Source organism: Agrobacterium sp. CNPSo 3708, assembly GCF_028674915.1.
GTDB lineage: Bacteria > Pseudomonadota > Alphaproteobacteria > Rhizobiales > Rhizobiaceae > Agrobacterium > Agrobacterium cavarae.
The window spans coordinates 1-14,165 of record NZ_JAQZSF010000010.1; the positions used below are offsets into that span (position 1 = coordinate 1).

Consider the following 14,165-nt stretch of genomic DNA (forward strand, 5'->3'; position numbering starts at 1 on the left):
GCGGACTTATAAGAGACACACCCCAAACAAGTCAACAGAGGTTTTTCATAAATCTGTCGTTTTCTCGTAAGTGACAGTAATTATTGGGTTTTTTTGAGGGGGCATAAAGTTGGGCGTTCAGAGCGGTTCCAATTCGCGCTTGGCGAAACGCTCGCGCACTCAAAACTGCGTCGCGTTCACCAACTTCACCCTGCGCCTCAAGCGTTTCTGCATCGGTTGATCGAAGTATCTCGTCAAAACCCAGGCAAAGGTCGTGGCGCATGCGGTGAAAAGCAGTCCGGCAGGATAGGCGATCCACCCCGTACCCGTCCAAGGCATGAGGAAAGCGACCCATGCAAGCAACGGAACGTGGAGCACGTAGAGGCCGTAGGAGGCCGTTCCCAGAAACGAAGAGATGGCAGCCAACCATCCTTCCGGCGCGACCTTGCTGGCGACGGCGAGCAAGACTGGCCAGACGACGAAGACGATGAAGAGATCGAAGAAGGGACGAACCTCCTTGGTAATTGGCAGGAACAGGATCAGGCAGACGAACGCCAGGCACAAAAGGGCAAGGAGCTGATGCCTGATCTGAAAACCGGTATGAAAGCGATAGATCAACACGCCGACGAAGAAGGAAAAGAACACGCGTGCCATACCGGCATACATCTCATGCCAGCGAAAACCTGCGTGCAATTTACCGAATTCGATGGCGGCAACCACCAGCCCGATCGCTGCGACTGCGATGACGACTGCGATCCTCCCGCTCTTCCAGCGCGCACCCCACTTGGCGTAGACGACGTTGGCCACCAGCTCGTTGAACAGGGACCATGCCGGGCTGACAAGGAAGAGCGCGCCATTGAGCGTCAACGTAAACGGCGCCGGCAGGAACAGAATGCTTGTGATCAAGGCAAAAGCCAGTTCACCCAGACTGATCTTTCGGTGCAGGTCGTCGATCGGCGTTGGCAGGTCAAGCGCGTAGAGGAGGACGAAGAAGGCCGCCATGATTGCAAGTGCGATGATGTAGAGCGGATAGAGCCGGTAAAAGCGCGCCTTCATGAAAGTGAGCGTTGAGATTTTGCCGGTTCGCAGTCTTTCGCCATAGGCATGTGCGAGAACGAAACCACTCAGGGCGAAGAACAGATCGACGGCCAGATAGCTGGATGCGTCCGGCCTGCCGAAAAAGAATTCCGCGTGGCGGTGGACAATTGCGACAGCTGCAACGCCCCGAATTCCATCCAGTAAAACGAAGCGTTCGGGCTGAGGCGTCGCAATCATCAAAATTCTCAGAGGTCAATAAAACTCACAAACGCGACAGCCTCTCTGCGGTTCATCCTTTCGAGCAAAAAACTCAGACGATCAGGCCGCGCGCCGCGACAGGCCAGACTTCCGGCTCAGACATGTCTTCGCCAATCACCGTCAAGCTATCGACCAGGTTGGTGACGACGCAGGCGTGGTTTGGGACGATGCGAAGCTTGTCGCCTACCTTCAGCCCGATCGGTCCTTCGGTCACAAGACGCCCGTGCTCCTCCGACAGCTGATCGATCGTGATGTCCTCACGGCCGAGAACATGGCCATAGCCCGTGAGACCGAGAAGGTCCGACGTCAGCGCTTTCGAGCCGGCATCGATGATGGCGCGGTTTTCCGCCGGAACCGAAACGACCGTGGCAATCACGTTCAAGGCGCATTCGTCCCAGCCACAGACGCCACGGGTCACAAGCGATCTGTCGTTATAAACGTATGTTCCTGGGCGATATTCCGTCACGACCGGTGCCTTCGCCGCATGCATCATCGACGGTGTGCCGCCGGAGGTGATGACGGCAACTGCAATCCCCTTCTCTTCGATCAATCGCTTGGCGTCCGTCATGAAGCTCTGAACCGCAGCCTCACCTGAAGGTGCCGGATAGGTCATCAATCCGCCGAATACCAGTCCCGGCGCCTGATCAATGATGACGGCCAGTTCGGCAGCAGCATCCGGCGTTGGAACGCCGCAGCGGTTCGCACCCGTATTGCACTCCACCAGAACGGTGAGCGGTTCCGGCGCATCGGCAAAGGCCTGCGAGAGACCCTGCACGACCTCGGCACTATCGGCAACCACCGATAGCCGAACCTTACTGGCTAGGGTACGCAGCTGCTTCAACTTCGCGGCACCGAGAATGTTGTAGGTGATCAACACGTCCTTGATCGCATCGCTTCCGGCGACCATCGCCTCGGCTTCCGATACTTTCTGGCAGGTAATGCCCACCGCCCCTGCAGCCAGCTGTATTTCCGCGACAGCCGGGAGCTTATGCGTCTTGATATGCGGCCTGACCTTCAGCCCGTGGATGTCGGCATAATCCTGAAAGCGGGAGATATTCTTCTTGGCGATATCGAGGTCCACGACAACGGCGGGCGTGTTGAGCTCGGCAATCTGCTGGTCGGATAGGGGCATGACATCCTCAGGGGCAACGCTGGTTCGGCGGCGGGACGCTATATCCCTTTCTGTCCCATGGCTACAGGGAGATGGAGAAATAGCGCCCGCGGTGAGTTGGTGCGGATTTAGCCCTTGAAGTCGCCCCTCACGCCGCCGCGGCTTTCCGCTCGTCCATCGCAGCGAAGACATACTTGGCGGCAAACAGCCCGTTCAGCGCTGCTGGAAATCCGGCATAGACCGCCATCTGCATGACGATTTCGGTAATCTCATCACGCGAGAGCCCGACATTCAGACCCGCTTCGATGTGCACCTTCAACTGTGGCGTGGCATTGCCCATGGCTGTCAGTGCGGCGATGGTTGCGATTTCCCTTGCCTTGGTATCGAGCCCGGGCCGGCTGTAAATGTCGCCGAAGGGAAACTCGAACAGATAGGTCGCGAAGTCCGGTGCGATATCGGCGAGCGCCGCAATTACCTTTTCTCCGGCCTCACCATCAATCTCAGCGAGTACGCGCTTGCCGCGCTCCAGCCGGCTTTCGTTTGGATTTTCCTGTGGCTGCGTCATCATCCGTCATCCTCTGATCTTCGCCGGCATATCCGGCGATCTTTTGGTCGAGGACGAGGAGGCACTGCTGAAGTTCGGCAACTCGATCGCGAACCTGGTCTCGATGCGTTTCCAGCATCGCCTGCCGTTCGGGCACGGTCGTGTCGCCCTGCTTTCGCAAGGCGGCATAGCGCAGCATGTCCCGGATCGGCATTCCCGTCGTTTTCAGCCTTCCGAGAAACTCGATCCAGATCAATATCTCGGGATCGTAATCGCGCCTGCTCGAGCGGTCGCGATCGGCATAGGGCAGCAAGCCGATCCGCTCGTAATAGCGGATCGTATAGGCCGAAAGGCCGGAGCGTTCTGCCAGTTCACCGATCTTCATCAGCACCTCATCGTCATAACGCAGAGGAAGCTACAAGTTAGAGCGCACTCTAGGTCAATAGCCATTCGGGCCTTTGGAGCGAAATAATTCAGCGGGTGCCAAAAAGAGCTTGGCACCCGGCACCGCGCCGGTCATTGCGGCATGGTGATCTGCAGCTTCACATCGGTTTCGCGCGCTTCCACCGCACGATCGAAACCGGCGATGCTGTCTTCGAAGGGGATGGTGGCCGAGATCAGCGGCTTTAAATCGACCTTGCCGGAACCGATAAGCGCAAGCGCGCGGTCGTAGACATTGGCGTAACGGAAGACGGTCTCGACCCGCAGTTCCTTGGCCTGCAATCCGACGATATCGACCGGCACTGGATCGACCGGCATGCCGACAAGCACAATTGCCCCGCCCGGACGAGCAAGCTTTGCCATGCCGAGAATGGCAGGAGCAGCGCCTGAGCATTCGAACACGATGTCGCAGCCCCAGCCATCGGTTGCCTTGGCGACAGCATCTGGCAGGGATGCTTCGCGGATATTGACCGTCTCTATACCGTCATAGGCACCGATGATATCAAGTTTGGGCTGAGCAAGATCGGCAACAATCACCTTGGCGCAACCGCCCGCAAGGGCTGCAAGCGCCACCATCATCCCAATCGGTCCGGCACCCGTGACCACAGCCACATCGCCCGGCTGGATCCGTGCTCTCAGTGCTGCCTGCATACCTATGGCGAAGGGCTCGACCATGGCGCCCTCGCCGAAGGAGACGTTGTCGGGCAGCTTGTAGGTAAAGGCGGCGGGGTGAATGACCTCCGGCGTCAAGCAGCCATGAACCGGCGGCGTCGCCCAGAAGGTAACGGCGGGGTCGACATTGTAGATGCCGAGTTTGGCGGCACGCGAGGTCGGGTCGGGAATGCCAGGCTCCATGCAGACACGGTCTCCGACCTTAAGATGCGTGACCTCTGCGCCAACTTCTTCAATCGTACCGGCTGCCTCGTGGCCGAGCACCATCGGCGCCTTCACGACGAAATGGCCGATCTTGCCATGCGTGTAATAATGCACATCCGAGCCGCAGATGCCGACGGTGTGGGTGCGGATTTTCACATCTTTCGGGCCGAGCGTGCCGGGAATATCGAAGTCGCGAAGCGACAGCTTTCCCTTTTCCTCCAGAACCAGAGCCTTCATCGTTTCCTCCTTCAATCTTGATGCGACACGCGTCCACAGCATCGGCCCGAAAATCGGAAGCGATTTTCGGAAAGCACGATGCGTAGATTCAAAAAGTTAGAGCGTCCTTTGTGCGTCCTAAAGGACGCACGGCGCTCTATAAGAAGGTGATGAAACGTCAGGCGGCGGAAAGCAACCCCTTCCTTTGTGCCATTTCTGTTTCTTGGAAGGGGTGATGTCGCTGCGGCCGAACACGTAACGAAAAAGTATCAGGCGGCACGCAAAAAGCGCAGTATGGCAGCGTTGAAGGCATCCGGAGCCGTGACGTTGAAAGCGTGGGCTCCAAAGTCGACGAGCTGCAACTGGCTGTTTGACAAGCCCTCCGCCAGACGGATCGACCGCGTGTAAGGCACGAGAAGATCGTCGCGGGTGGCGATGACCAGCGTTTCCGTTTTGATATCCTGTAACCGGTTGTCGACATCGAAGGCACGCAGGGCAGCGATGCGGCGAAGGATATTGGCGTGCCCCTGAAAATGATGGATGGCGTGACGCTCCTCCGCCTCCAATCTTTCCGCATTTTCCGACATCCAGACTGCCGGATAGAGAAACAAAGGCTGCGCCTTGACGAAAGCCGGAACGCCTGACTTTTCCAGAAGCTCGATGCGCACATCAAAGCACCGTCCGGAATGCGGATCGGCCTTGCTCCAGGCATTGATGAGGACAAGTTTTCCGATGATTCCGGGCTTGCGAAGGGCAAGATCAAGGCCGATCAGGCCGCCCAATGCATGTCCCATGAAATCGAAGCGGGTGAGACCCAGTTGCTCGGCAATCTCCAGCACATCATCCGCCATGGCCGCGATGCCGCCATCGGCTGGCACCTCGCCACCGGTGCGTCCGCAACCGCGATGATCATAGGAAACGATCCGATAGTCGTCCGATAGCGCCGCAAGCTGCGGCGCCCAGTAGCTTGCCGATCCGCCGAGGCCCGACGACAGGATAATCGTCGGTGCATCTGCGTCTTGTCTTCCGTGCAGATCGAAATGCATCGCGCTTACGGTTTGCCGATATGAGCGACGGTTGCGATTTCCACCAGGGCATCCGGCTTCACCAGACCGCATTGAATGCAGTAGCGCGCCGGCTTGTCGCCTGGAAAGTACTCGGCATACACGGCATTGACCGCCTGATAATTGGCCCAGTCGGTGATGAAGATATGGTTCATCGTCACATCTTCCATCGTGCCACCGGCAGTTTCGATCACCGACTTGATCGTCTCCAACACGTGGCGGGTCTGGGCGCTGGCGTCACCCACATGAACGACGTCGTTGTTCTTGTCGAATGGCAGCGTTCCGGAGAGATAGACGATCCCATCTGCCAGCGTGCCGGGCGAAAAAGGTGCAATCGGCTTCGATGTGCCTTCTGGAACGATGATCTTCTTCGGCATGAGTTTGTCCTTCTACGATCAGGAATTGGCGGGCGCAGCCTGGCTGATGACACCACAGAAGTCATTGACGGTCGCTACCCATCCGAAAAACTTTTCGACGTTGTAGACAGTCGCCTGCTGAATGAAATCGGGGCCGAGATGATGGGTCGCGTCTTCGAGCATGATGCCGAAATATTCCAGATGAAAGGCATCGCGAAGCGAGCTTTCGACGCAGACATTGGTGGCAATGCCGACGAAGACGAGGTTTCGGATGCCGCGGGCGCGCAGGATGCTGTCCATCTGCGTGTTGAAGAAGCCGCTATAGCGGGTCTTCGGCACAAGGATGTCGCCGGGTTTCGGCTGAAGCTCATCAACGATGGCGTAATCCCAGGTGCCTTTGGCAAGCAGCTTGCCCTGAGCATCCGGATTGGCGCGCATATATTTCAGCGCATTGGATTTGTGCCAGTTGGGAGAGCCCGGACCGCCAGCCTCGACATAATCCTTGTCCCAGCCATTCTGGAAGTAGACCACCTGAACGCCGGCAGCGCGCGCCGCATCCAGGGTTTTACGGATATTATCGATCGTACCCTTGGCACCGGAAATGTCGAAGCCGGCGAGATCGACATAGCCGCCTTCCGTCGAATAGGCATTCTGCATGTCGACGACAACGACAGCGGTTTCTTCCGGCTTTAGCATGATCGGCTCCGGACGGGCCGGCAATGTGACGCTTTTGCTGTGAACGGCGGGTGCCTGGTATCCTGTTGTCATGGTGCTCATTCCGCCGCCTCGAGAAGGGGCTTTACATGTTTGCGGCATGCCATCAGCGGCTGGATCTTGGTTCCGAAATCTTCGACGCCCTTGACGAAATCATCGAACGTCAGAAGCACGCCGCCCGTCCCAGGCACGGTCGGCACCTCATCAAGCAGTCGCGCTACGGTTTCGTAGGAGCCGACAAGCGTTCCCATGTTGATGTTGACGGCGGACACCGGGTCGGCCATCTGCCGGACATTGGTGTCCGAACCGGATTTGGTGTCTGCGGCACCCTGGACGCCAAGCCACTTGATCGCTTCTTCGTCGGCGCCGGCCTTGTAGTGCTCCCACTTCGCCCGGGCGGCCTCGTCCGTCTCGTCGGCGATGATCATGAAGAGCACGAAGGACGATACATCGCGGCCCGTCTTGGCTGTTGCTTCCCTCAGCCTCTCGGCGGCGGGCGCAAACGCGGTGGGCGTATTGACGCCGACACCGAAACAGAAATTGTAGTCGGCATATTTGGCGGAAAACTCCATGCCGGCATTGGAGGAGCCCGCACAAATTACCTTCATATCGGCCTGAGGCTGCGGCGACAGCCGGCAGTCGTCCATCTGGAAGAACTCGCCCTTGAAGTCGCTCTGCCCCTTTTCCCACAATTCGCGCAGGATCGTGGCGTATTCGGCAAGGTATGCGTAGCGCTTGCCGAAATACTCGTCGCCCGGCCACATGCCCATCTGCGAATATTCCGGCCGCTGCCAGCCAGTCACGAGATTGAGGCCAAAGCGGCCGTTGGAAATGCTGTCGATGGTGGAGGCCATTCTTGCGACGATGGCCGGCGGCATGACGAGTGAGGCGGCTGTGGCAAACAGCTTGATGCGCGTGGTGACGGCGGCAAGACCTGCCATCAGCGTGAAGGATTCGAGATTATGATCCCAGAACTCGGTCTTCCCCCCAAAGCCGCGAAGCTTGATCATCGACAAGGCGAAATCGAAACCGTATTTCTCAGCCTTGAGGGTGATCTCTTTGTTCAGCTCGAAGCTTGGCTTGTATTGCGGCGCATTCTCCGACAACAGCCAGCCATTGTTTCCAATCGGGATAAAGACTCCAATTTCCATAAATATGTCCTTCTTCGAACTCTACCGATAATGCTCTGTGACTTGCAGCACCGGGGACGGCATAGATGTGGCATCAGCCTCAAGCCCCGGCGGATCGACTATTTCGACGACAGATTGTTTAAGTCTTCTCGTTCCCCTCGGCTGAAATAGATCAATGAATCGTGGGCCAATGGGCCTATCGCGCAATCGGCAAATTGGCCCGAAAGAGGGATGCTCACCCGACTGGACGCAAAGATCAACCGAAAATATTGCATGCTTGGCTATCGGTATTGTCGATTGCAAGCCACGCAGGTTCGAGGCAGCGGAGGCTGCTGCTTCACGGCCTTTGTAAAGTGGATGATTGTCAGGCGTTGAAACCGCCTGACGTCTCAATCAAGCTGGCTGTAAGGTCCAGTGGACAGCCCATGGCGATATGGCCTTCGCGCTGATGGTTCCAAGGCTGAAAAGCTCGCCGCCTGTTGTCGCGTCGGTCTCGGTCTCACCGTTCTTTCCGGAAAGATTGGCGATCAGTCGAAGCGTTGCTCCGTCCTCCATTCCCCAGTCGACCGTAACAATGCCATCCCTGACATCGTAGTGCGTTGTATCGGGGACGATCTTCGTCAGCAGCGGCACGATGTGCCGTTTCCGCAGGTCGAGCAGCGTCTTGTAGAAGCTGAGCAGCTCGGTCGCTTTTTCATCTCCAACCTTCGACCAGTCGAGCTTGCTGGCTATAAAGGTTTCCCTTGCGGTCGGATCGGGCACATTCTCGCCGTCGAAGCCCGGCAGGCGAGACAATTCCTCGCGGCGCCCATCCCTCACCTTCTGGTTCAAGTCTTCGTTGAAGTCACAGAAATAGCGGAAGGGATCGCGCGAGCCCCACTCCTCCCCCATGAACAGCATGGGGATTTGCGGCGCGAGCAGATAGATCGCGGTGATCGCCTTGAGTGCCGCTTCAGGAGCATAGGTCTGCATCCTGTCGCCGAGCGCCCGGTTGCCGATCTGATCGTGATTTTGAATGAAGGAGATAAAGGCTGTTGGCGGCAGGTGAGCGCTCGGCTTGCCGCGCTCCTCGTCGCGGTAGGGCATATGCTCGCCTTGAAAGGCGAAGCCTTCGGCTAGGGCGCGACCGATCTTGTCGTCATCGCCCGAATAGGCCTTGTAGTAACCGAAGGTCTCACCCGTCGCTGCGATATGGAGCACATGGTGGATATCGTCATTCCATTGCGCGGTAAAACGCTCCGGCTTTCCCTCCTCATCACGGCTCAAGAGATCGCTGTCATTCTCTTCGTTCTCGACGATCAGATGAATGTGGCGGTCAGTTACGGCGGCACGAACACGGCGGGCAAGTTCGCTCAAAAGGTGTTCGTCGCTGTCGTCAACGATCGCATGAACGGCATCAAGCCTTAAGCCATCGAACCGGAATTGCGTTACCCAATAGACGGCATTCTGAATGATGAATTCGCGCACATGCTCGGATTGCTCATCATCATAGTTGAGGCCCTGTCCCCACGGGTTCTCGTGATGCGGCGAGAAGAGCGGCGCGTAATTGGGCATGTAATTGCCGTCCGGGCCAAAGTGATTGTAAACGACATCGAGGAAGACACAGAGCCCGCGCTCATGGGCGGCATCGACAAGCCCCATCAAATCTTCCGGACGGCCGTAGCTGCTGTCCGGCGCGTAGGGCATGACGCCGTCATAGCCCCAATTATAGCCACCTGGAAAATCCGCGACAGGCATTATCTGGATCGCCGTGACGCCGAGATCACGCAGATGATCGAGATGGGCGATCGCGCCTTGGAACGTCCCTTCTTTGGTGAAGGTGCCGATGTGGAGTTCATAGATAATGATCTCCTCCCAAGGTCGTCCGTGCCAGTTGGCGCTCTTCCATGGGAAGCTCGACAGATCGACGACCTCACTTTGACCATGGACGTCGCGCGGTTGAAAGCGTGAGGCGGGATCTGGAACCTCCAGGCCATCCGGCAGAGTAAAGCTGTATCGTAGTGCGGCCTGAGCTCTCGGCTTGCGCAGCCGATGCCAGCCCTCATTGTCCCGCTTCATCGTCTCCGGCGTTGCACCTTCGATGTTGAGCAGCACCTCATCATGCAAAGGTGCCCAAAGGCGAAACTCGATATCCTGATCGGAAATGGCTGGACCAAAATCGAATGTGTGAACCACCGAAGACCCTCATGCTGTTGTGCACTGCATCAAACCGAACTTCGTGAAAAAAGTTCACGAGCATTTCCTGAATTTCTCACTGCCTGTTCGACATCGCGCAAAGCGACTCCTCTGGTGGAACTACTCGCCCACAAGCGCAGTTTGCGCAGCGCTTCACAGCTCTTCGGGACCAGAACGTCGAAGCCATCGACTGTTCTCTCACCAGCTTTCACCGGCCAAAGCAGCGGCCACTTTTGGGATTGTCGCATGAAATTTCCGACCGCCACCTATCGCCTGCAATTCCGCAACGGCATGACCTTCGATCGGGCGAGCGCGCTCGTTCCCTATCTGAAAACGCTCGGGATCAGCCATCTTTATGCGTCACCGATTTTCACGGCGACATCGGAATCGACACATGGCTACGATGTCACCGACGCGAATGAGATCGATCCCGCGATCGGCGGCCGTGCTGGCTTCGACCGCATGGTCGAGACGTTGAAGGATGCGGGGCTCGGTCTCATTCTCGATATCGTTCCCAATCACATGGCAGCATCGCTTGAGACGCCTTGGTGGAAGGATGTGGTCGAGCATGGCGCGGAAAGCCGATATGCGCGCCATTTCGATATCGACTGGTCGCGGCGCTTGACGTTGCCGGTTCTCGGCGATGATTTTGAGGCTGTGCTGGAGGCGGGCGACCTGGCCGTCAAGCCCGATCCCAAGACGGGCAAGCCAAGTTTGGCTTACTTCGAATCCTTCTTTCCGCTGAACCCGGCCACATATGACGGGCGTGAAGACGAGATTTTGAAGATTTCGGACAAGGCCTCGCTTTCACAACTGCATGAGCATCAGCCCTACCGGCTGATGTCCTGGCGGGATGCGGCGCGTGACCTGTCCTATCGACGCTTTTTTGAGGTCACGGGACTTGCTGGCGTGCGGGTGGAAGACGAGGCGGTCTTCGAGGATAGTCATCGGCTGATCCTCGAACTGGTGCGCAGCGGCGCCGTCCAGGGTCTGCGTCTCGACCACATCGATGGTCTTGCGGATCCGAAGGGATATCTCGACCGGCTGCGGCAAGCCGCAGGACCGGACTGCTATATCGTCGTCGAGAAAATCTTAGGCGAGGGCGAACAGCTGCCAGCCGACTGGCCGGTTTCTGGTACGACCGGCTACGAGTTCGTTGCTGCCCTCAGCCATGCCTTTGTGGATGGCGCGAAACTTAAGGTGTTGCAATCCGCCTATGAAGGCCTCGGAGAGAAACGGGTCGATGCGAAGGAGCAGTTGCGCGCTGCAAAGCTCTTGATGGTCAGCAGGAACTTCGAGGGTGAGGTCACTGTCCTGGTGAAACTGGCAGCCAAGATTGCCGAGCAAGCAGGACGCCCTACAACGGAAAGTGAGCTGAAAGACGCGCTTAGCGAAATGCTGATCGCCTTCCCGGTCTACCGCACCTACGGAACACCTGAGGGCATGCGCGCGGACGACAAGGCGCTCCTCGATCAGGTCATTGAAGCCATTAGGGACGCTGGCCATACCGTCTCGATCGAGGCGCTTGCCTTGATCAACGGCATCCTCAAGGGCGATGTGCCAACCTCTGCGGCGCAGGATGCGGTGATTTTCCGTACCAAATTCCAGCAATTGACAGGCCCGATCATGGCGAAGTCCATCGAGGATACGCTGTTTTTCCGTCACAATATGCTGCTTGGCCTGAATGAAGTCGGCGCTGAGCCTATCCAGCCTGATTTTTCTCTCGATCATTTTCATGAGGAAATGCGGATCCGCAAGGAACGGCAGCCCATGGGGATTTCAAGCACCTCCACCCACGACACGAAGCGTGGCGAAGATGCGAGAGCCCGCCTCTATGCGCTGTCGGAAGCGCCCGAAGTGTGGATTGCAGCCGTTGAGGAATGGCGTGCAACGAATGCCAAGGCTGTTCAGCAGCTTACAGATGGCCCTGCTCCTGAGCCTGAAGTCGAGTGGATGATTTACCAGGCGCTGGCCGGCTTTCTTCCTCCGCGCTTCGACGCCGATGACGAAAACGCGGTCGAGGCGTTGAGGGATCGCTTCCTTACCTATCTGGAGAAAGCGCTGCGTGAGGCAAAACTTAGGACCGACTGGGGTGACTCCAACGAGGCGTATGAAGAGGCTGTTCTGGCCTATGCCTCGCACCTCTTTTCGAAAGACAACAAAGATTTCCTGACGCGCTTTGCCGAGACCATAAAACCCTTCATCGAGGCCGGGCTTGCAAACGGCCTTACCCAGACGATCATCAAGCTCATGGCGCCCGGAATCCCTGATATCTATCAGGGAAGCGAAGGCTTCGATTTCAGCCTTGTCGATCCGGACAATCGCCGCGAGCCGGATTATGACACCCTGTCAAAACGACTGGCAGAAGGACGCAAGCCGGATGCGGCCGATATCTCCGCCTGGTATGACGGTTCGCTGAAGCAATATGTCACCGCCGCGCTGCTCCGCCTTCGGCAATCGGAGCCTGACCTCTTCAACGACGGGGACTATGTGCCGCTTGAGGCCACAACCGGGTCCGGCGGGAAGCTGATCGCCTTTGCAAGAGTGAACGGTGAGAAAGCCGTGCTCGTCGTTCTCCCACGCTTCACGCTTGGCGATGGCGAGGGTCGATCCCTTCCGCCAACGCTTGGCGACGCTACCGTAGACCTTCCGGCGGCGCTGAAAAACAAGCGGCTCCGAAACGTGTGGACGGAAGATCAGATCGAAACGAGCGATATTCTGAAATTGGTCGCGTCCGATGAAGGTCACCCTTTCCTGGTTTTCAGGACGGTTTGATCATCGAACCAATCGCAGCTTCGGCTTTCAAAACCGAAGCTGCGTTCGCGATCAGTCTGGCTGAGGAAAAAGATGCCTTAGGCAAATCTTAATTTCCTAAAATACACGAAATCCGGAAATTTGACCTTGAACACGAGGGCCCGAACTCTCAGAAGAGGCAAACGCGTGCAAGCGCGTGTTTGGAGATCCCCTCATGGCCAGAGTGACCAATCCCGGCTTCCCCCCCGAAGTAACGACCTTTTCCATCATCGCAGCGGCAAGCTTCTGCCACATGCTGAACGACATCATGCAGTCGCTGCTGACATCGCTTTATCCGCTGCTCAAAGCCAATTATGCGCTCGACTTCGGGCAGATCGGGCTTTTGACCTTCGCCTTCCAGGTGACGGCGTCGCTGTTGCAGCCGGCTGTCGGTGTCGCGACGGACAAGTGGCCCATGCCATTCTCGCTTCCAGCCGCGATGCTCTCCACCTGCACGGGCCTGATCACACTTGCCTATGCCCATAGTTTCCCGGTTCTGGTGCTTGGCGCCTGCCTGATCGGCGTCGGCTCGGCGATCTTTCACCCCGAAGCCTCCCGAGTGGCGCGCGTCGCCTCCGGTGGACGCCACGGTCTGGCACAATCCTTCTTCCAGGTGGGCGGCAATACGGGCACCGCAATCGGACCGCTGCTTGCGGCCTTCATCGTCATTCCGAGAGGCCAGGAGGTTCTCAGCTGGTTTTCGATCATTGCGCTCACCGGCTTTGCCATCCTGTCATGGGTCAGTATCTGGTACAGCCGCCATCGGCGCAGTGCGGCAGGAAAACGACCTGTCAGCCGTGAGTTGCCGCTGCCCCGCAACAAGGTGTTGATGACGCTTGCCGTTCTCGTGGTTCTGACCGCGACGAAAAACGCTTATCTTGCCAGCATTTCCAGCTACTTCACTTTCTTCACCATCGAGAAGTTCGGTGTATCGGTGCAGAATGCGCAAATCCTGCTGTTTCTGTTCCTCGGCGCTTCCGCTGCCGGCGTCTTCTTTGGCGGCCCGATCGGCGACCGTTTTGGCTCTCGCGTCGTTATCTGGTTCTCGATCCTCGGCGTCATACCCTTTGCCCTGATCCTGCCCTATGCCAACCTCCTCTGGACAGCGGTCCTGGTGGTCGTCATCGGCTTCATCTTCTCGTCTGCCTTTTCCGCGATCGTCGTTTTCGCTCAGGAACTGGTACCCGGTCGCGTGGGGTTGATTGCCGGCATGTTTTTCGGCTTTGCCTTCGGCTTCGGCGGGATTGGTGCCGCGGTCCTTGGCGTCTTCGCCGATCGGCAGGGCATAGAATTTGTGTATCAAATCTGCTCGTATCTTCCGCTTCTGGGCCTGCTGACCGTTCTTCTGCCGCAACTGCCCGGCCGCCGTATCTGACTTGAAGAAGCCGCCCGCTGTCTCTACTGCATCGGCCCGAAAATCCGACTCGATTTTCGGGCCGATGCGTCAAATCAAAGAGGTACAGTGCTGCG

At 57.6% G+C, this 14,165-nt stretch carries 12 protein-coding genes; 2 read left to right on the plus strand and 10 right to left on the minus strand.

The features are described 5' to 3' along the window. Positions 1-159 precede the first annotated feature (159 nt). The 10 genes from PVA19_RS19945 to treZ form a co-directional block, all read right to left on the minus strand. Positions 160-1,251: an acyltransferase family protein gene (locus tag PVA19_RS19945; protein ID WP_443111653.1), complete on the minus strand. Its 1,092-nt coding sequence runs from the start codon at positions 1,249-1,251 to the stop codon at positions 160-162. Between the two features lie 76 nt (positions 1,252-1,327). Then, on the minus strand, positions 1,328-2,407 hold the full coding sequence (locus PVA19_RS19950) for a D-TA family PLP-dependent enzyme (protein WP_274103936.1): 1,080 nt from the start codon (positions 2,405-2,407) through the stop codon (positions 1,328-1,330). Positions 2,408-2,534: 127 nt separating this feature from the next. Then, complete coding sequence (locus tag PVA19_RS19955) at positions 2,535-2,951, minus strand: carboxymuconolactone decarboxylase family protein (RefSeq protein ID WP_274103937.1); 417 nt, start codon at positions 2,949-2,951, stop codon at positions 2,535-2,537. After that, on the minus strand, positions 2,887-3,315 hold the full coding sequence (locus PVA19_RS19960) for a MerR family transcriptional regulator (protein WP_274103938.1): 429 nt from the start codon (positions 3,313-3,315) through the stop codon (positions 2,887-2,889). Before PVA19_RS19960 ends, PVA19_RS19955 begins: the two co-directional genes overlap by 65 nt. A 131-nt stretch (positions 3,316-3,446) precedes the next feature. Then, positions 3,447-4,484, minus strand: a complete 1,038-nt coding sequence (locus PVA19_RS19965; RefSeq protein ID WP_116492938.1) for an NAD(P)-dependent alcohol dehydrogenase — start codon at positions 4,482-4,484, stop codon at positions 3,447-3,449. 248 nt (positions 4,485-4,732) lie between these two features. Beyond that, a complete protein-coding gene (gene rutD / locus PVA19_RS19970) occupies positions 4,733-5,509 on the minus strand; it encodes a pyrimidine utilization protein D (RefSeq protein ID WP_274103939.1) in 777 nt (258 codons plus the stop codon). Positions 5,510-5,514: 5 nt separating this feature from the next. After that, positions 5,515-5,904, minus strand: a complete 390-nt coding sequence (gene rutC, locus PVA19_RS19975; protein ID WP_274103940.1) for a pyrimidine utilization protein C — start codon at positions 5,902-5,904, stop codon at positions 5,515-5,517. An 18-nt stretch (positions 5,905-5,922) separates the two neighbouring features. Continuing rightward, positions 5,923-6,660: a pyrimidine utilization protein B gene (gene rutB / locus PVA19_RS19980; RefSeq protein WP_062423500.1), complete on the minus strand. Its 738-nt coding sequence runs from the start codon at positions 6,658-6,660 to the stop codon at positions 5,923-5,925. Next, on the minus strand, positions 6,657-7,748 hold the full coding sequence (gene rutA, locus PVA19_RS19985; RefSeq protein WP_116492483.1) for a pyrimidine utilization protein A: 1,092 nt from the start codon (positions 7,746-7,748) through the stop codon (positions 6,657-6,659). Before rutA ends, rutB begins: the two co-directional genes overlap by 4 nt. A gap of 372 nt (positions 7,749-8,120) precedes the next feature. Further along, the gene (gene treZ, locus PVA19_RS19990; protein WP_274103941.1) at positions 8,121-9,902 is read right to left on the minus strand and encodes a malto-oligosyltrehalose trehalohydrolase; all 1,782 of its coding nucleotides are present in this window, start codon (positions 9,900-9,902) and stop codon (positions 8,121-8,123) included. Between the two features lie 246 nt (positions 9,903-10,148). On the opposite strand from treZ, the gene treY reads away from it, so the two are divergent. After that, a complete protein-coding gene (treY, locus tag PVA19_RS19995) occupies positions 10,149-12,677 on the plus strand; it encodes a malto-oligosyltrehalose synthase (RefSeq protein WP_274103942.1) in 2,529 nt (842 codons plus the stop codon). Between the two features lie 193 nt (positions 12,678-12,870). Beyond that, positions 12,871-14,070, plus strand: coding sequence for an MFS transporter (locus tag PVA19_RS20000; RefSeq protein WP_274103943.1), 1,200 nt, complete (start codon positions 12,871-12,873; stop codon positions 14,068-14,070). Positions 14,071-14,165 lie beyond the last annotated feature (95 nt).